Below are 18,810 nucleotides of genomic sequence, written 5' to 3' on the forward strand. Positions count from 1 at the left end.
TCAACAATTTTTTATTAAAATGACACATTTAATCCCAACAGCAACGTTCTGGGCGAGGGGTAGGTAAAACGATCAATTCCGAAGGTTTGAATCCCATCCAACGTATTCCCTGAGTTAAGCTCTGGATCAAAACCGGAATAATCCGTAATTACGAAGAGATTTTGGCCAGTTAACGTAAAGCGTATATCCTTTACCAACTCATCAAGTCCGAGTTTTTCAGGAGCCAAGTTGTAACCCAAGGTAGCGTTGTTCAATCTTAGGAAACTTCCATCTTCCAAATATCTAGTGGAAACTTCGTTGGAATTGCTAAGGTCCTCATTGGGAAACTCAACGGCAAAAGCTGTCGTATTCAAGTTTCTACTAAGTTGACTACTAGAAAAGATGGTCATGGCGGTATGGTTGTAGATCTTGTTACCAGATACCCCATTAAAGTTGAACCCTAAATCCAAGTTTTTATAATTAAAATTGAGATAGAATGCGTAGATGATGTCAGGTAAGGCACTCCCAACGGCCAATCTATCATTATCCAAGGATACACCATCCCCGTTAATGTCCCTAAACTGGTTTAACCCATCATCCCCAATTCCAATAAAGTCCTTCATATAGAAGGTTCCAACCGGTTCACCATTGATATAACCATTGATGGTGGCCCCGGTTTGACCGGCACCTACGGCCCCACCCGTGGTCAACACTTCAAAAGGGGAGTTTTCAACCTTGTTGTTGGTATATGAAATGTTACCGCCAATGTTATATGTGAAATCCTCGCTGAAACTGCCTCTATAATCCAAGGACAGCTCAACACCATTATTGATGATTTCCATCTCTGGAATATTGGTCCAGATTTTTTCGGTAGGTTGAATCGGATCCGTACGGTTTGCAAAAAGTACCACATCGGTTACTACCTTGTTAAAGTAGTCCAATGTCCCGGTAACCTTATTGCCAAAAAGACCAAAGTCCAAACCAATGTTTGTTTGGGTGGAGACTTCCCATTTTAGATCAGGGAATGCCGTACGAACAGGCACAGTTCCAAAAGGATAGTCATCCAGGGTAACTTCGTCCCCATCCAAAGGATAGGTGTCATTTTCTGTCCTGGAGTCCACAAAACTTGCCAAACTCACGTTGCTGGGTATACCATCCTGATTTCCCGTTTGCCCCCAACTGGCACGGAGTTTCAAATTATTGAAAACACCATTCCCATCCATAAAATCCTCACGGGTAATGTTCCAACCCAACGCCACGGAAGGAAAGTATCCATATTTGTTGTTCTCCCCAAATCTTGAAGATCCATCCGCACGCATGGTGGCTGTCAATAAGTACTTATCCGCATAGGTATAATTCAATCGGACAAAGAAGGACTGCAACTCGGCCTTAAAGGCTACCGAATTCAATGTTGTTGGAAAAATATCTGTACTGATTTGATCCTGATACCTTGGTTCAATACCATTATCCGCAAAGCCCTCCAATCCGAAACTTTTTTGTTCCAATTTGGTTTCTTGATAGGAGTGAGCCGCCAATACGGTCACATTGTGCTTATCATTGTTGTAGTTATAGGTCAATGTATTCTCTATCAAGGTATTGGTGTTAATCGTAGCCGATGTTGTTAGAAAACCATTCTCCGAACCTTCCAACAAAGCAAATGGGGTTTGCTGCACATCCCGGTTCGTAGATGAATAATCCACCCCAAGATTAAGTTTATAGGTCAATCCCTTAATAATTTCGTAAGATGGAGCAATATTGGCCAAAATTCGGTTACTGTTGGCTCGATCTGCAAAAATTCGGTTTCTAAGAATTGGATTTAAACGTTCGTCCAGAAAAGTGGGCTCTCCATTGGTAAAAACCGGAATAGTTGGATTCAATTCCAACATGTCCCTGACAATAGCCCTATCATCAGGTCTGTCGTTCACCGTTCTAGAGGCGGTTAGATTAAAAGCTACATTAAAACGTCCATCCAAGGCCTTTTGGGTCAGGTTTACCCTGCCTGAATATCTCGTTAAAGAACTATTGTTCAAAGTACCTTCTTGATCGTCCACCCCTGCAGACACAAAGTAAGAAGATTGGTTAGCAACACCACCGCTCATAGACAGGTTGATGTTTTTGGAAATCCCCGTTCTAGTCAACTCATCCTGCCAATCCGTATTGGCTCCTTGATCATCCAGGATACCACCAACGGCAACCACTTGCTCCCTAAATTGATTGGCACTGAAAACGTCCATTGGGTTAGCTATGGTAGACATGGCGGTTGAGACCGAAAGATTGATTTCCGATTTGCCACCCTGGCCTTTTTTAGTGGTGATAACGATTACCCCGTTGGCAGCCCTTGCTCCGTAGATGGCCGCAGCGGAGGCATCTTTCAAGACATCAATGGACTCAATGTCCTGCGGGTTGATAAAGTTTAAAGGATTGGCTCCCGCGGCTACCCCAATTCCAGAATTGTCAATGATAAAACCATCAACAACAAACAAAGGCGTTGTACCCGATCTCAAACTTCCAACACCTCTAATGATAATATTCTGCGCCGCACCTGGTTCCCCACTTACACTGGTTACATTTACACCAGCCATTTTACCTTGCAACAATTGCCCTGGATTGGCAACAACCCCCTTATTGAAGTTCTCGCTCTTTACGGAGGCAATTGCACCAGTAATGTCCGATTTTCGTTGAACCCCGTAACCTACCACGACAATGTCATCCAATTGGGTGGCGTCCGGTGCCAACTGTATTCTAATGGTGGATTGCCCTTGAACGGCAACATCCTTGGTGGCATATCCGATAAAGGAAATTTGGAGAACTGCATCTTCAGCCACCTCAATGGAAAAATTCCCATCAAAATCGGATTGTACGCCGTTGGTGGTTCCCTTCTCCAAAATATTGGCTCCTGGCAAAGGTTGCCCCGTTTCGTCCACTACCTGTCCGCTGACCGCAAACTGTACGGTCTTTTCCTCAACGGGGACGGGTGCTTTTTCTTCCGGTTGGATGGTTTCTTCGACATCCTTTTTTCTTAATACGATTTGTTTCCCGTATACTTCGAAAATTACATCAGTATCTTTCAAAAGCCTTTCCAAAATTGTGGAAACCTTTTTTTTATTGGCCTTAACGCTGACCAATTTGGTATAGTTCACCTCTCTGTCATTGTACAGAAACTTAAATTCCGTCATGGATTCTATTCTGTCCAATGCTTTTTCCAGACTAATGCTTTCCACATTTAATGAAATCCTTGTCTTTTGCGCGTAAGATTCATTAGCATGGATTTGAAACAAAGCAACTATCAATAAAAAAGTAGTGAGTTTCATTTTGAGGTCGAATTTTAGTCTAAAGGGACGCACGTTCCCTAGCTTGATTCGTTTTTTCATATTTTTATCAATGTATTGTGTGGTTAATTAATTTAATCACCTTTCCAATCGGGGAATGCTGGCCCATTTCCCGGTTTTTTTGTGTTTACAAGTGTGATTAGGTTAACTTGTTTGGTATTGTGTTGTTCTTTCTACCGTTGGTTTAATTCATAGGCGTTTCGTTTGAGTTGATTACTAGTTGTTTGATTTCGTTGTATTGATAATGTATCGGATATGTCTTGCTGAACGTTGCCATTACTTCCTCTATGGTTTCAATATCAAAACTGGCCGTGAACACTTCATCGTCCAGTAGCTGATTATTGTTGATGATTTCTACATTATAATGGCGTTCCAATTTTTTGACAATGTTTTTAAATGGGGTGTGACGAAAAACTATTTTACCATTGATCCAAGCCGTGTGAAGCGAAATGTCAGCCTCATCAACAGTAACCTGGCCATTGCTTTTTTCCAACGAAGCTTTAAAGCCTGGTTCCAACTGGGTATTGGTCTTCATATTTTGTTCTTCATCCACAGGTGAAATTTGAACGGAACCTTCTACCAAAACCGCGTTGACCATCGTATCTTCCGGATAAGATGAAACATTGAATTTGGTGCCCAGGACGGTAATGTTCATCTGATCCGCATTCACCACAAATTGATGTTCCGCATCATGAGCTACATCAAAAAAGGCTTCCCCAATCAAAAAAACCTCCCTATTAGCCTCTTTAAGGAATTTGACGGGATATTTTATGGAACTCCCTGCATTCAATGTCACTTTGGTTCCATCGGAAAGTTCCAAGTCAAAGGTCTTTCCGTAGGGCACTGTAAGTGTATTGTATACCAATTCTTCCAATTCTGATGTGTTGTCATAGACCAGTTTGGATCCGGACTGTGCCCCCACAATATTTCCTTGTTTGTCTAGGACTTTTGCGGTTCCATCTTCGGAAATGACCATGATATTGTTATCCCCGGTTTCGAGCGTTATGGCATTCTCGGGAATCGGAATGGTTTCATTATCATTCAAGTTGGCGGTGTACAGAATATAGCCAGTCCCCAGCACAAAAATGATGGAAGCTGCATATTTCAACAAGGATCTCAACCCTTGAATCCTCTTGAGCTTTTGGGCCTTTTTGCTGAAGGTTTCGTATTCCTTCCCAACCTCAACCTCTTCAGAGGTTTGATCAAAAGTGGCCGCAATAAATTGGGATTTCAGCAGGTTGTACTTTTTTGCATTCCGATCGGAGGAAATAATCCAATCTTCAACTTGCTTGGCTTCTTCAGTTGAAGCATCTCCCTTGATGTATTTTAGAATTTCTTCGGTGCTCATAAAAATCGCCTATATAATAAAGACGATTCAACCGTGAAGTATACCTAGTCTATTTCAGAAGAATTATGAAAATAAGGGACAAAAATTCCCTTAAATGAAGTCTCATATGCCTTAAGGCATTGGCAATATGGTTGTCCACGGTTCTTTTCGAAATGCCCATCAATTTGGCTATCTCGTGGTGTTTTAAGCCTTCCATTCTACTTTTTACGAAGACTTTTTTACATTTTTCGGGAAGTAGATCCAACCCTTGGATTATTTTTCGCTCCAACTCATTTTTCAAGAGCAGGGACGCTGCTTCATCCTTTAAAAACTGGTATTGGATCATTCTTTTTTTATGCTGACGAAGGTCAATATAACTGTTCTTGATTTTTTGATGTTTCAAATGATCCAAGCAGGCATTTTTGGTCATCGCATAAAGATACCCGTTCAAGTTGGTGGACACTTCCAGCTTTGATCTATACTCCCAAATCTTCAGAAAAGTATTTTGTACTACTCCCTCAGCATCTTCATAACTATCCAGGTATCCCTTGGCAATGTGAAAGAGCTTGTCGTAGTACAATCGAAACAAAGTTTCAAAAGCCCTATTGTCCCCCTTCCTTAGAAGAAGGATAAAAGAATTTGCATTGATATTTATGCTACGACTTTCCAAAAAACCAGTTTGTTCTATTTCTATAATGTCTCCATAAATCAGTTGTTAAACCAGTCTCTGATTTAGCATGATTGAGCTGTAAAACTACCTTTCCCGTTACTATTTGAGGTAACCAAAAAGTTATCTGTTCGGGTCTAATATTACTATACCATCAATTACATTTTATCCGAGTTTCATGTTTAAACCAATAAACCATTACTGCAGCATAAATCTATCCTTCCGTCCAGGCATTTCCAATGTCTTTTAGCGGTATACAACCTTCTTGCTTACCCGGTATGGGGTCATAATTAAAAATATTCTTGCCAACCTCTTCCGAGCTATAGTATCCAAGCATTGCTATGCTTTTCATTTTTCTATAGAAATTCACCTTGTAAGGAGGAACAATAAGTTTTCCCCATACCTGATCGGGAAACGGCAGTGAGTCTTCTTCCAGTTCCCGAACTATTTCCTCCTTCTCTTCTTGGGAGCACTTTTGAAGTGTTTTACCATATTTGTCCGCTATTGTATTGCCGAAGTGATTCAGCTGTTGCAGAAAAACTTCTTTATCATCATCGGTATAGGTCAGGTCTATTATAGCATCCACAAAACGATCCACTAGAAGACTTAGAGCCCCTGGGGTCTCGGTTTCCGGAATGATCACATCCAGTAGGTTTGCTACAGCAACCGCTTGTTCCTTCGAAAAAACCTTGGGAGTCCATCCCAAATTGGAAGGAGAACAACTTTTTAGAATAGCCGAAACCGTACTTCCGGAAAGTACAATTCCCATTCCCATTGCCGTTTTCTTTAATGCCTCGCGTCTGTACATGGTTTAGATATTTTTCTTTTTTAACTGTTCCACCGCATGATTGGCCGCCCTTGCAGTAAGAGCCATATAGGTCAATGATGGATTCTGGCATGCCGAGGAGGTCATGCAGGCTCCATCAGTTACATACACATTGGGCACGGCATGGATGGCGTTGTTCCCGTTTAGTACGGAGGTCTTGGCATCCCTTCCCATGCGTGCCGTTCCCATTTCATGAATACCTAGACCGGGAACCGGATCTTGATTAAATGGTTTGATGTCTTTCATACCCGCCTTATCCAACATTTCCACGGCATCAATTTCCATTTGCTTCCGCATCGCAATCTCGTTGGATCCAAACTTGCAGTTAATGCCCAAAACGGGCTGACCATATTTGTCTTGTTTCGTGGTATTGATATAAACATGATTGTCGTAATCCGGTAGATGTTCTCCAAAACCTACCAAGAACATTTCCCAAGGCCCTGGTTTAAACAAACTTTCTTTAAAATCGGTACCAAAGGATTTGTCGTTAACACCTCTTCCCCATCCTTGTCTCATGGCTCCACCTTGATACCCATATCCTCTCACAAAGGAGTCCACCTTTGATTTTTCATCCACATTTCTATATCGTGGAATATAGATACCATTGGGTCTTCTGCCCTTGTAATATTTATCCTCAAATCCCTCTGACTTGGCCTTGGCTCCCACCATAAAGTGATGGTCCATTAAATTGTGCCCCAATTGCCCACTATCATTGCCCATTCCGTCAGGAAAACGCTCCGAGGTGGAGTTTAGCAAAATAAAAGTTGACCCCAACGCTGAGGCATTGCAGAAGATGACTTTGCCATAAAATTCCAGCATTTCCCCGCTTTGTTCATCAATTACCCTCACGCCGGTGGCTTTGCCCAAATCATTGTCATAAATAATGGAATTGACTATGGAATGCGGTCTTAATGTCATATTGTTGGTTTTCTCCGCTGCTGGTAGAGTAACCGCATTGCTACTAAAATATGCACCAAAAGGGCATCCCCTACTGCATCTATTTCTAAACTGACATGGACCCCGTCCATTATGTCTTTGGGTAACATGCGCTACCCTTCCAGTTGTGAGCACCCTATTCCCATAGTGTTCAGCCAAGCTTTGTTGCAGGTGTTTTTCCACACAATTCAACTCCATAGGGGGCATCAACTGCTGATCTGGCAATTGTTTTAGGCCAAGATTGGAACCGCTCACTCCTATGTATTTTTCAACATAATCGTACCAAGGTTCAATGTCTTTATACCTTATGGGCCAATCCACTCCTATACCCTCTTTGGCATTAGCTTCAAAATCCAAGTCGCCTAAACGGTATGAATGCCGACCCCAAGTCAGGGATCTTCCCCCAACATGATAGCCCCTTATCCAATGGAAGGCCTCGTCCTCAATGTATGGGTTTTCAATATCGTTTACAAAGAAGTGCTTGTTGGTTCCATCTATTCCAGTATTTACCTGTTTGTGCTGTTGTTCTTTTTCAGCAACACTTAAGGCAAATCGTTCTTCGGAGTTCCAAGGATCACTATGGGCCGTTACATAATCTTTGATATGTTCCACATTTCTTCCACGTTCAAGCACAAGTGTCTTCAGACCTTTTTCACATAGTTCCTTTGCGGCCCAACCTCCACTTATTCCAGAACCAATTACAATGGCATCATAGGTGTTCTGTTCTTTTGATTTTAAATTCAAATTGCTCATATAATCCAAACTCTATTCAAACACATTATTTTATTTCTTCCAGTTGTACCGGTCTATTTTCTTGCAACGACTTTTTAGCTGCCAGACCAATCTTCAACGACAATAATCCATCCTCTCCCCCAACCGGGATATCGCAATCACCAGTAAGGGCATCCACAAAACTTTGCATTTCCGCTTTATAGGCTTGCGCATAGCGCTCCAAGAAAAAATGCAGGGGCAATGCGCCGTGAATCCCGTCCTTGTTGTACAGCCTATGGTTGTTCAGTAAATTATTGTTGCCCTGCACCATTCCTTCAGACCCAAAAACCTCTACGCGCTGGTCATATCCATATGCCGCTTCCCGACTGTTGTCAATGACCGCCATGGTACCATCTGCATAGGTAAGGGTAACAATAGCGGTGTCAATATCTCCTGCCTTTCCTATGGCTTCATCCACTAACACAGCTCCTTTGGCATAAACCTCCTTCACTTCCTTCCCAACAACAAAGCGAGCCATATCAAAATCGTGAATGGTCATGTCCAAGAAAAGGCCTCCAGATTGTTCTATGTAAGAGACCGGAGGAGCCCCTGGATCACGGCTCGTTATTTTAACCAAATGTGGTTCTCCCACCTGACCACTCTTTACAGAGTCCTTTACTTTTGTAAATTCCGGGTCAAACCTTCGGTTAAATCCAATCATAAGGTTGACCTGCGTCTTTTCCACTATTTCCAGGACCTCTACAACACGTTTCAGGTCCAAGTCCAGGGGTTTTTCACAAAAAACATGTTTCCCGGCAATGGCGGCCTTCTCCACATAAGCTGCATGAGTATCTGTTGGGGTGCAAATAATGATGGCATCCACTTCTGGATACCCCAACAAATCTTCATAGGTAGCTACCGTTGGAATGCCTAAATCCTTCGCGTACTGCATCGATTCTTTTTGCGGATCCGTAACCGCAACAACCTTCACATTATCCATGTGCAACAGGTTGTCCAAATGTATCTTGCCGATACGACCCAGTCCAGCGACTGCAAATCTCAATTTATCCATTACAAACCCAATGTTTTTATATAATCCCTATTGGCCTGTGCACAGGCTTTTGGATGTCCCATTCCCGGCAGTATATCCTGTTCCACAACAATCCAATCAGAATACCCTATTTCGTTTAAATGATCCACTATCTCCTTAAAATCAACTGCCCCATCACCAAGCTTGCAGAACACCCCTCTTTTTATGGCATCAAAATAATCCCCTTGACCTTCTCTTGACAATTGAGCTATTTCAGGATCAAAATCCTTGAAATGCACATGCCAGATTCGGTTGGAATACTTCTTCAACGCTTCCATGGGGTTTCCTCCGCCAAAGGCGTAATGACCCATATCCAAGCATAGTCCCAATAGTTCAGGATCCGTCAACGACATGAGTTTATCTATTTCTTCCGGAGTTTCTATATATCCCGCACAATGATGATGGAAAACCGTCCGGATTCCAAAGGTGTCCTTCACAATTTTGGCGATATGATTGGCTCCCTTGGCATAGTGTTCCCATTGCTCCTTCGTAAGTCCCATTTGTGGGGAGATCCTTCCAGCATTTTTCGTGCGCTCCGGTACAGTTCCGTTGTCATCCGCCAAAACGATGAACGCATTTTTATAACCCGCCTGATACATGAGTTCGGCGGTTTTTAAGGCCGTTGTTATCCCTTGCTCATGTTTGGTAGGATCGGCCAAGGCCACAGGCACAAAAGCACCCAACAATTGCAATCCTCGCTTGTCCACTTCTTGCCGCAACAAACTTGGAGTAGTTGGCATATAGCCCCAATCCCCAAGTTCGGTTCCTACATAACCCGTCTCCTTGATTTCATCCAAAACCTGTTCAAAACCAATCTCTTCGGATTTTTCTTCCAAATCGAATTCCAAGGCGCCCCACGAGCACGGAGCATTTGCAATCTTGATCATTCTTAACAGCTTTAAAATTTACGACTCCAGTTCTTCGGCCAGCGTTCTATGACCACCTTGGTCTGTGTAAAGAACTCAATGGCATGTCTCCCCTGTCCGTGCAGATCCCCAAAGAAGGATTCCTTCCACCCAGAAAATGGGAATTGTGCTACCGGGGCGGCAACACCAATGTTGATACCCACATTTCCAGCCATCACTTCACTCCTAAATTTTCGTGCGGCAAGTCCATCCCTGGTGAAAATACAGGCCATATTTCCATACCGTCCTTGGTTAATAAAATCAATGGTTTGGTCCAACTCATCAAAATTCACCAAACTCATTACGGGACCAAATATTTCTGTATTGATAATCTCACCCTGCAAAGGCACCCCTTCCAAGATGGTTGGTGCTACGAAATTCCCTTTTTCATAGCCGGATATTTTGGCATTCCTTCCATCCAACAAAAGGTTCCCCCCTTCATCCTGTCCTTTTTGAATCAATCCTTCAATTCTTTGTTTGCTCTCCGGGGTAATTACGGGGCCCATTTCCACTCCCGAATCCAGGCCATAGCCAACATTCCTGGATTTGGCCGCTTCTACCAAGGCTTCGGTAAATTGTCGTTTGTTGTCCCCTGTTGGAATGATCACAGAGGCCGCCAAACAGCGCTGACCCGCGCACCCATAAACAGAATCAATGATGATTTGCGTTGTCATATCCACGTCGGCATCTGGCATAATCACCACTGGATTTTTAGCTCCGCCTTGGGCTTGCACCCGCTTACCGTACTTGGTTCCTTCGGAATAAATGTACTTGGCCACATTTGTAGATCCCACAAAGCTGATGGCCTTTACCTTGGGATGCTGCAACATGGCATCCACGGCATCTTTACCCCCATGCACCAAGCTTAACAATCCCTTGGGCAGATCCAATTTTTCATCGATGAGTTCAAAGACATACTGCATGGTCATCGGAACCTTTTCGGAAGGTTTGATGACAAAGGCATTTCCAGTGGCTATGGCATAGGGCAAAAACCAGAAAGGAATCATCCCCGGAAAGTTGAATGGGGTAATACATCCACAAACTCCCAAGGGTTGCCTGATCATAAATTCATCAATACCGTTGGCAATGTTTTCCGAAAACTCGGATTGTGCCATCACATACGTACCACAGGCAACTTCCACATTTTCAATGGCCCGTTGCAGTTCCCCCAAAGATTCCGCATAGGTCTTTCCACATTCATTGGTAATCAACTTGGCGATTTCCTCACTGTGATCTTCCAGAAGGGTCTTTAGTTTGAAAAGCGGCTGTACCCTTCTCATCGTGGGGACATCCTTCCATTCCAAATAGGCTTGATGCGCCTTTTCAATGGCATTTTGCATGTCTTGGGCCGTTTCATTGCCAAAAGGCACGGTTGCCAGGACTTCCTGATTGGCAGGATTCAACACATCAATGGTCTGTTTTGATACGCTTTCGGTCCAAACGCCGTCTATATAATTCTTTAAAGTGTTCATTGTAAAACTTAAATACGATTTGTTTTTATTCTTGTAATGTCAGGGTCAACTGTTACCAAGTAGGATATAGATCAACACGGTTACCGTACATAAGGCAATGGACATGGGCTTGGTGTATTTCCAAGTGACCAAATCAACAGCACCTACATCCGTTACTTCGTACATATTCTTTCTTGGGCTGAAATGTGAAACGGCATACATGATGATCACGTTCAGCACAAACTCGATTCCCCAGAGATGTATAAAATGAATGCCATGGGACGTATAACCCCAGGACATGAAAATGTAAAAGAACAGGCCAAAAATGAGCGCCACCTTGGCTCCCAATGCTGACACCTTTTTCATAAAGAAACCTGCCAACAAAATGGAAGCAATGGGGATAAAGAAAATCCCGTTCAATTGCTGCAATAATTGGTAAAGTCCATCCGAAGCATTGGCCACCATGGGTGCAGTAAAGATGGCCGCAATGGCCAAAACAGCAGAGGTAATCTTTCCTACACGTACCATGCTGGTATCCGAGGCCTTTTTATCGATATGTCTTTTATAGATTCCAACACTGAAAAGGGTGGCGATGGAATTCAACACCGAATTAAAAGTGCTCAATACCGCCCCCATGATCACAGCAGCAAAGAACCCGATCATCCACACCGGAAGTACTTTTTTTACCAATTCTGGATATACTGCATCCTGATTATCAAAGAAGGAATCCTGAAAATAATAGTAGCAAATGACACCTGGAAGAATGATGACCAAGGGAATCAATATTTTAAAAAGTCCTGTCAACAGCAGTCCTTTTTGGGCCTCCTTTAAATTTTTGGCTCCTAATGCCCGCTGGATAATGGTCTGGTTCATTCCCCAGAAATACAGCTGGTTGATGATCAATCCTGTAAAGAGCACTTCAAAAGGCATTACGGAATCCGCTTCCCCGATTACATTGAACTTTTCTGGTGCAAACTCGTATACCTTCACCAATCCATCCACAATATTGCTATCCCCAATGGCCCACAGGGCAAAAATGGGAATCAACATGCCTCCGACCAATAAGCCAATCCCGTTGATAGTGTCCGAATAAGCAACTGCTTTCAATCCTCCAAAAATGGCATAAATGGAGCCTATGGCCCCAATCGCAACCACGGTAATCCATAATCCTTTGGTTTTGCTTACCCCAAGAACATCTGAAATCCCAAACAAGCTTTCAATCCCAATAGCACCAGAGTACAGCACTATAGGTAAGAGTGTCACCACCATAGATAGAATCAAGATCAAGGCCACCAAGGTTCTGGTGGTACCGTCAAAGCGATTTTCCAAAAATTGGGGGATTGTGGTCAAGCCCATTTTTAGATACTTGGGGATAAAAATCACCGCCGCGATGACCAAGGCTATTGAAGATGTCACTTCCCAGGCAATAACAATAAAACCATTGACATAGGAATTCCCGTTCATCCCGATCAAGTGTTCGGAGGAAATGTTGGTCAACAACATAGATCCCGCGATGACCACGCCAGTTAAGCTTCTTCCTCCCAGAAAATACCCTGTTGAAGAGTTTAAATTGGTTTTTCTAAGATTGTACCAAGTAAAAAAGGCAACTCCCCCGGTAAAAAGCAGGAAGGAAAGAAGCGTAATGGCTAGATTGGCATCCATAGGGTTGGTTGTTGGTGGTTATCAGAGGTAATACTTTTGTGTCTTTTGATTTTCCCCATAGATCTTTAAGGACTCCTTAACTGCCCGTTTATCAGACACCTGCGCAATAGGTACATCCCACCATGCAAATCCGGGAACAGCTTTTTTGCGGTCCACTTCAATATAAATGAAGGTGGTTCGTTCTATGGTCTTGGCCTCTTCCAGAGCTGCCCTCAACTCACTTACATTTGCGGCTGTGATAACATGGGCTCCCATGCTGGCAGCATTTGCTGGGTAGTCCACAGGTAACACATCGCCATCCAGTTGTTGGGTTTGTTCGTTCCGATATCGGTAATAGGTACCAAATCCATCGCTTCCCACGGAACTGGACAGGCTCCCGATACTGGAATACCCATCGTTGTTCAGCATTACTATGGTCAGTTTTTGTTTTTCCTGAATGGCGGTCACTATTTCCTGGGCCATCATCAGATAGCTGCCATCCCCTACCATGATATAGACTTCCCCATCGGGATTGGCCATTTTAGCCCCCAAACCTCCAGCAATTTCATAGCCCATGCAGGAATAACCATATTCCAGATGAAAACCTTTGGGGTGTGATGTCCTCCATAACTTATGCAAGTCACCCGGTAAGCTTCCTGCCGCACATAGGACAATGTCCTTATCCGTGGCTACATCATTTACTGCCCCTATGACTTCTCCTTGGAAGGCTGGGGATTCGTTTTTCTCCGTATAAATTTCCGCAACAAAGTCATCCCAACTTTTATTGAATTTTTCCACCTTGTTGGCGTAAGCGGAATCCACTTGAAAATTGGAAAGCGCCTTGTCCAAAGCTTCCAAAACGGATTTCGCATCTCCCGTCAACGGAATGGCGCCATGCTTAAAGGAATCAAACTCGGTTATGTTGATATTGATAAACTGAACATTTGGGTTTTGAAATGCAGATTTTGAGATGGTGGTAAAATCGCTATACCTGGTACCAATCCCAATGACCACATCGGCTTCTTTCGCTATCTCATTGGCGCCTGGGGTTCCTGTAACGCCCATGGCCCCCAAATTTTGGGGCTCATCATAAGTCAAAGAACCCTTTCCTCCATAGGTTTCCGCCACCGGGATGCCCGTTCGGTTTACAAAACTTTTTAGTGCTGTAGTTGCTCCACTATAAATAATGCCTCCTCCTGCTATGATCATAGGGCGCTTGCTTTCCCGAATGTATTGGATTGCCTTTTTCAATAGCGAAGCATCCGGCATGGGTCTACCAATATGCCACACCTTTTTCTCAAACATGGCTTCAGGAAAATCGAAGGCCTCTGCTTGCACATCTTGTGGTATGCTCAGGGTTACCGTTCCTGTATCCCCTGGGGATGTCAACACACGCATAACCTCTGGGAGGGCAGTAATCAATTGTTCCGGTCTATTGATTCGATCCCAATATTTTGAAATGGGTTTAAAACAATCGTTCACCGAAATATCCTGGGTTTGCGAAGACTCCAATTGCTGGAGTACCGGAGCTACTTGTCTGGTTGCAAAAATATCTCCTGGTATCAGTAAAACGGGAATTCTGTTGATGGTTGCACCAGCGGCCGCCGTCAACATATTGGTGGCACCGGGCCCTATAGAGGTGGTGCAGACAAACGTTTGAAGCCGATTTTTGACCTTGGCATAGGCAGCTGCAGTATGCACCATGGCCTGCTCGTTTCGAGCCACATAAAAGGGAAAATCCAGATTTTGGTGTAATGCCTGTCCCACTCCCGCCACATTTCCATGACCAAAGATGCCCAGACAGCCTGCAAAAAATTTATTCTGCACCCCATCCCGTTCCACATATTGGTTCTTCAGATATTCGATGGTAGCCTGGGCTACCGTAAGCCTTTTAGTTTTCATATTTTCAATATTAAAACCCTCCTTTTTGCTCAATAAACTTTAGGGATTCCTCCAAAGTGGGCATAAAATTGGCACAGCCATTTTTGGTTACCACTTGTGCTCCACTGGCATTTCCCATTCGGCAAGCCGTGTATATATCCCATCCCTGTAAGATTCCGTATAAGAAACCTCCAGCAAAAGCATCTCCTGCGCCCAGAACATTCAAAACCTCCACGGGAAACCCGGGAACGTCCGTTCTATTCCCATCGGCACTGTAAATACTGGCACCCGCTTCCCCCCTTTTTACGATTAGGGTTTCAATTCCGGAAGCTAAAAGCCCATTGATGGAAACATCTATGTCCCCTTTGATCTCTGGAGCTGAGATTTGCTGATCTTTGATGGTCACTTGCGAAGCATCATCCATGGTCGCGGCCAATATTTCCTCTTCTGTCCCTATGGCAATCTTCACTCTGGGAAGAATGGCTCTTACCGTCAATCCAAAGGCTCGGTAATCGTGCCACTGATCCGCCCTGAAATCCAAATCCAAAACCACTTCCACATCATTTTTATTCGCGATTTCAGTTGCGAAAAAGGTCGCGCTTCTACTCGGTTCCACGTTCAGGGCCGTACCGTTGATTAACAGGATTCGGTAATTTGGAATATTTGCCCTTTGCACATCATCAATGTCCACTTGGCTATCTGCGGCGTTGTCACGATAATACACCAAAGGGAATTTATCGGGTGGCTCTATTCCCAGAACCACGGCGCTACTTCGGGTTCCATTTTTGACAGGGATGCACTCAGTATTTACCTTTTCGCGCTTTAGAAAATCCAGAATAAACTCCCCTACTTTGTCATTTCCCACTGCGGTGAGCAAACTGGCATTGACCCCAAGCCGTGCACAGGCCACCGCGATATTCAAGGGAGAACCACCCACAAAAGCGTCAAAGCCCTTAATATCATTAAAGGGGGTACCAATATTTTGGGAGTACAGATCGATGGATGATCGGCCAAATGTGATTACATCAAGTTTCTTATTGGACATGGGATTATTGTTTGTTCATTTCTGCAGTGACCAAAGGCAAGCGTTTATCTTTTCCAGACCAGGAATCATATATCCATTCATGGTCAGGGTCTGTGGTATTTGCCAAACATTGATCAGTTCCTGCCAAGAAATTCAAATAATAGCAGTGAAAACCATGTTCCGCAACTACTGGGTGGAATCCTTTGGGAATCATGACCACATTGTTGTGCCTTGGTCTCACAATCTCATCCAATGACCTGTCTTGCGTATACACCTGTTGAATAGCATAGGCTTCGGGCTTTTGAAACTTATAGAAGTAGGTCTCCTCTTGAATGGGCTCCAACACATTCCCTTCATCATCCAAAATCCGTTCATCGTGCTTATGTGCTGGAAAGGAACTCCAGTTACCAGAAGGTGTATAGACTTCCCTCACCACAATCTTGCTGCATCCAAATCCTGGTGGTACCAGATCATTGAATTGTCTGGTAGCATTGTCGCCTCCAAAAATGACCACTGGGGTATCTTCTGGAGTTACGAATTTGGGTGGAAAATCTTCATCTACAGCGCACCAACCATAACCAATATCCAGATGATCACTGGTGGCTTCCAAGGTAAATTGGGTGTTTCTGGGTAGATAAAGTGTATGGGCCACCCCGCTAAACACATCTTTGCGTCCGTTGATCGTCTCCCAGCTTCCCTTGTTGCTGCTCACCTTAAAATTTCCGCTCAACAATACGATCACGAGTTCATTTTCGGCGGTGTCCCATTCCCATGTGTCGCCCAACTTCATTTGTCTGGCTTCAAAGCTCAGGTATTCCCATTGGGCCGTTTCCGGGGTGATATGATGGTATACCCTGGAATCTGTTCTCGGTTTTACCAATAAGGGTGATATTGTACTCATTATATGGTTTTTAATGATTTGATTTGACTTGCCTTTCCCGTGGCGCCGAATAGATCAAACTTCTCCAGCATGAATTTTTCCTGCTCTTCAATATAGGTCTGGCCAGGAATGATCGGATCAAAGAGGTCTGGCGAATCCTGAAAGAACTCCCGGTGCACGCGGGTCCATAGTAAGCGTGTATCCGTTGCAATGTTTATTTTGCACACTCCATATTCTATGGATTTCACAATTTCATTTGGATCAACACCGGCCGCACCCGATTTTAGTTGCCCTCCACTTTTGTTGATCCTATCTATTTCTGCAAGGTTAACGGCTGATCCACCGTGAAGCACTATAGGAAAGTTTGGGATTCTATTTTGGATTTCTTCCAGTATATCAAATTGAATTCCTTGTCCTCCAGAAAACTTATAGGCTCCATGGCTTGTACCTACCGCAACCGCCAGGCTATCACAATTTGTTTTTTGCACAAATTCCACCACCTCATCTGGTTGGGTGTATCTGGCATGTTTTTCATCCACTGATATATCATCCTCCACCCCGCTAAGCACACCAAGTTCGGCCTCCACAGCCACATTGTACTTATGGGCTTTTTCAACCACTGCCTTTGTTCTTTGCACATTGGTTTCAAAATGATCATGGGAGGCATCAATCATTACCGAGTTAAATTGGTTTGACGCTATGGCATCGAACGCATGGGCCTCCGTTCCGTGATCCAGATGGATAGCATAAGTGGCCTTTGGATATATTTTGGCAGCGGCTGAAATTATGGCCAACAGCATTTCCGGATGAGCATAATTTCGTGCTACGGGAGTCATTTGTACAATAAAGGGAGCATCTGCTTTTTCCCCTGCCCTGAATAAGCCATGCACCTGTTCCATAGTAAAGACATTAACGGCTGCAATGGCATATTTCCCATAACAGTTTTTGTAGAATATCTTTGGCGAAACAAGCATAATATCAGGCATTTAGACAACCAAAAAGCTGCAATCGTCTTACTCAAAGCAACAATAAATTATTGGTAAAGTGAAGGATTTAGCCGATAAATACTATGCAAAGGTTTGCATAAAAATTCCCTTTTTAACGGGATAAAAACTGCCTAAATCTCTTTGGAAGAAGCCCTGATGACCAACTCTGGTTTAAATACCTCCCGTCTAAGTTCCCGTTCTTCTTCCCCCTCCTGAAGTTTGCTTAGCAATATACGCGCAGATAACATGCCCATGCTATAAACCGGTTGCCAAATTGTAGATAGTCCAGGTGTAAAATAGCTGGAATGGGGTTCATCGTCAAAACCAATTATGGAAACATCCCCAGGTATCTGCAAACCCATTTTTTTTGCGACGTACATTGCAGAAATGGCAATACAGTCGTTCATGGCAAAAATGGCATCGGGCCTGTCTTTTAGATTTAATAATTTTTGAGCTGGTTTTATCCCATCCTCATGCGTAAACCCAGAAACATGTATTATGTTTTCCTGTTTAACAGGGAATTTATGTTTCTCAAGAGCATCAAGATATCCCTGCAATCTGTGTTTGGTAATGGACAAATCCATTGGGCCGCTCAAATGGGCAATGTTTTTACATCCAGATTTTATAAGATATTCTACTGCTTGAAAGGCACCATCATAATCATCAACCAAGACCTTGTCGGCGTCCAACCCTGGGCAATCCCGATCAAAAACCACTAAAGGAATGCCATTTTTTTGAAGCGCCTTAAAGTGCTTGTAGGTTTTGGTAGAGGAGGCAGGGGATACCAACACCCCATCAATCTGTGTCTTTGCCATTTTCTCAGTTATCTCTATTTCTTCTTGAAAGGACTCGTTGGAGAGGCATATGGCAATGTTGTAGCCTGCTGGAGAAAGCACATCCCGAATTCCCGTTATTACAGTGGAAAAAAAATGTCCTGTTATCTCTGGAACAATGACACCCACAGTGTACGTTTTCTTTTGCAAGAGTCCCAAGGCCAGTAGGTTGGGTTGGTACTTTAGCTTTTTGGCCAGTTTAACCACGGCTTGTTTGGTCTCCTTGTTTATGGCCGGATGGTCCTTTAAGGCCCTAGATACGGTAGACGCAGAGATGTTGAGCGCTTTTGCAATATCCGTTAAGGTAACCCTACTTTTTTTCATGATGGTTTAAAATCCCTGAC

The 18,810-nt window shown here is 43.6% G+C and carries 14 protein-coding genes; all 14 read right to left on the bottom strand.

Features of this window, described 5'->3' with window-relative positions; translation table 11 throughout:
- Positions 1–14: 14 nt before the first annotated feature.
- Positions 15–3,350: a TonB-dependent receptor gene (locus tag ACRHOZ_RS04305; RefSeq protein WP_431122756.1), complete on the bottom strand. Its 3,336-nt coding sequence runs from the start codon at positions 3,348–3,350 to the stop codon at positions 15–17.
- A gap of 142 nt (positions 3,351–3,492) precedes the next feature.
- Complete coding sequence (locus tag ACRHOZ_RS04310; protein WP_431122758.1) at positions 3,493–4,656, bottom strand: FecR family protein; 1,164 nt, start codon at positions 4,654–4,656, stop codon at positions 3,493–3,495.
- 49 nt (positions 4,657–4,705) lie between these two features.
- Positions 4,706–5,305 carry an RNA polymerase sigma-70 factor gene (locus tag ACRHOZ_RS04315; RefSeq protein ID WP_431122761.1) on the bottom strand — a complete coding sequence of 200 codons (600 nt, stop codon included), beginning with the start codon at positions 5,303–5,305 and terminating at the stop codon, positions 4,706–4,708.
- Positions 5,306–5,516: 211 nt separating this feature from the next.
- Positions 5,517–6,110, bottom strand: coding sequence for a gluconate 2-dehydrogenase subunit 3 family protein (locus ACRHOZ_RS04320; protein WP_431122763.1), 594 nt, complete (start codon positions 6,108–6,110; stop codon positions 5,517–5,519).
- A 3-nt stretch (positions 6,111–6,113) separates the two neighbouring features.
- Positions 6,114–7,817, bottom strand: coding sequence for a GMC oxidoreductase (locus ACRHOZ_RS04325; protein ID WP_431122765.1), 1,704 nt, complete (start codon positions 7,815–7,817; stop codon positions 6,114–6,116).
- Positions 7,818–7,842: 25 nt separating this feature from the next.
- Entirely contained in the window at positions 7,843–8,847 is a 1,005-nt protein-coding gene (gene iolG, locus ACRHOZ_RS04330; protein ID WP_431122767.1) for an inositol 2-dehydrogenase, read from the bottom strand.
- A complete protein-coding gene (locus ACRHOZ_RS04335; protein WP_431122770.1) occupies positions 8,847–9,752 on the bottom strand; it encodes a TIM barrel protein in 906 nt (301 codons plus the stop codon). Before ACRHOZ_RS04335 ends, iolG begins: the two co-directional genes overlap by 1 nt.
- 11 nt (positions 9,753–9,763) lie before the next feature.
- Complete coding sequence (locus ACRHOZ_RS04340; RefSeq protein WP_431122772.1) at positions 9,764–11,242, bottom strand: CoA-acylating methylmalonate-semialdehyde dehydrogenase; 1,479 nt, start codon at positions 11,240–11,242, stop codon at positions 9,764–9,766.
- A gap of 45 nt (positions 11,243–11,287) precedes the next feature.
- Positions 11,288–12,883 (bottom strand): solute:sodium symporter family transporter, encoded by a 1,596-nt coding sequence (locus ACRHOZ_RS04345; protein WP_431122774.1) that lies wholly within the window; start codon positions 12,881–12,883, stop codon positions 11,288–11,290.
- 21 nt (positions 12,884–12,904) lie between these two features.
- Complete coding sequence (gene iolD, locus ACRHOZ_RS04350) at positions 12,905–14,764, bottom strand: 3D-(3,5/4)-trihydroxycyclohexane-1,2-dione acylhydrolase (decyclizing) (RefSeq protein WP_431122776.1); 1,860 nt, start codon at positions 14,762–14,764, stop codon at positions 12,905–12,907.
- A gap of 10 nt (positions 14,765–14,774) precedes the next feature.
- Positions 14,775–15,788, bottom strand: a complete 1,014-nt coding sequence (iolC, locus tag ACRHOZ_RS04355; protein WP_431122779.1) for a 5-dehydro-2-deoxygluconokinase — start codon at positions 15,786–15,788, stop codon at positions 14,775–14,777.
- 4 nt (positions 15,789–15,792) lie between these two features.
- The gene (gene iolB, locus ACRHOZ_RS04360) at positions 15,793–16,668 is read right to left on the bottom strand and encodes a 5-deoxy-glucuronate isomerase (RefSeq protein ID WP_431122781.1); all 876 of its coding nucleotides are present in this window, start codon (positions 16,666–16,668) and stop codon (positions 15,793–15,795) included.
- A complete protein-coding gene (locus ACRHOZ_RS04365; RefSeq protein ID WP_431122783.1) occupies positions 16,668–17,621 on the bottom strand; it encodes a class II fructose-bisphosphate aldolase in 954 nt (317 codons plus the stop codon). The genes iolB and ACRHOZ_RS04365 overlap by 1 nt, the downstream gene beginning before the upstream one ends.
- 143 nt (positions 17,622–17,764) lie before the next feature.
- Positions 17,765–18,790, bottom strand: a complete 1,026-nt coding sequence (locus tag ACRHOZ_RS04370) for a LacI family DNA-binding transcriptional regulator (RefSeq protein WP_431122785.1) — start codon at positions 18,788–18,790, stop codon at positions 17,765–17,767.
- Between the last annotated feature and the right edge of the window lie 20 nt (positions 18,791–18,810).

Source organism: Flagellimonas flava (assembly GCF_050617915.1).
Classification (GTDB): domain Bacteria; phylum Bacteroidota; class Bacteroidia; order Flavobacteriales; family Flavobacteriaceae; genus Flagellimonas; species Flagellimonas flava_A.

What these genes read in the sequence shown, in the direction of transcription:
- ACRHOZ_RS04370 (WP_431122785.1), bottom strand. Translation starts at nt 18,790, where the DNA reads ATGAAAAAAAGTAGGGTTACCTTAACGGATATTGCAAAAGCGCTCAAC.
- ACRHOZ_RS04325 (WP_431122765.1), bottom strand. Translation starts at nt 7,817, where the DNA reads ATGAGCAATTTGAATTTAAAATCAAAAGAACAGAACACCTATGATGCC.
- iolC (WP_431122779.1), bottom strand. Translation starts at nt 15,788, where the DNA reads ATGTCCAATAAGAAACTTGATGTAATCACATTTGGCCGATCATCCATC.
- ACRHOZ_RS04310 (WP_431122758.1), bottom strand. Translation starts at nt 4,656, where the DNA reads ATGAGCACCGAAGAAATTCTAAAATACATCAAGGGAGATGCTTCAACT.
- iolB (WP_431122781.1), bottom strand. Translation starts at nt 16,668, where the DNA reads ATGAGTACAATATCACCCTTATTGGTAAAACCGAGAACAGATTCCAGG.
- ACRHOZ_RS04345 (WP_431122774.1), bottom strand. Translation starts at nt 12,883, where the DNA reads ATGGATGCCAATCTAGCCATTACGCTTCTTTCCTTCCTGCTTTTTACC.
- ACRHOZ_RS04340 (WP_431122772.1), bottom strand. Translation starts at nt 11,242, where the DNA reads ATGAACACTTTAAAGAATTATATAGACGGCGTTTGGACCGAAAGCGTA.
- ACRHOZ_RS04320 (WP_431122763.1), bottom strand. Translation starts at nt 6,110, where the DNA reads ATGTACAGACGCGAGGCATTAAAGAAAACGGCAATGGGAATGGGAATT.
- ACRHOZ_RS04335 (WP_431122770.1), bottom strand. Translation starts at nt 9,752, where the DNA reads ATGATCAAGATTGCAAATGCTCCGTGCTCGTGGGGCGCCTTGGAATTC.
- iolG (WP_431122767.1), bottom strand. Translation starts at nt 8,847, where the DNA reads ATGGATAAATTGAGATTTGCAGTCGCTGGACTGGGTCGTATCGGCAAG.
- iolD (WP_431122776.1), bottom strand. Translation starts at nt 14,764, where the DNA reads ATGAAAACTAAAAGGCTTACGGTAGCCCAGGCTACCATCGAATATCTG.
- ACRHOZ_RS04305 (WP_431122756.1), bottom strand. Translation starts at nt 3,350, where the DNA reads ATGAAAAAACGAATCAAGCTAGGGAACGTGCGTCCCTTTAGACTAAAA.
- ACRHOZ_RS04365 (WP_431122783.1), bottom strand. Translation starts at nt 17,621, where the DNA reads ATGCTTGTTTCGCCAAAGATATTCTACAAAAACTGTTATGGGAAATAT.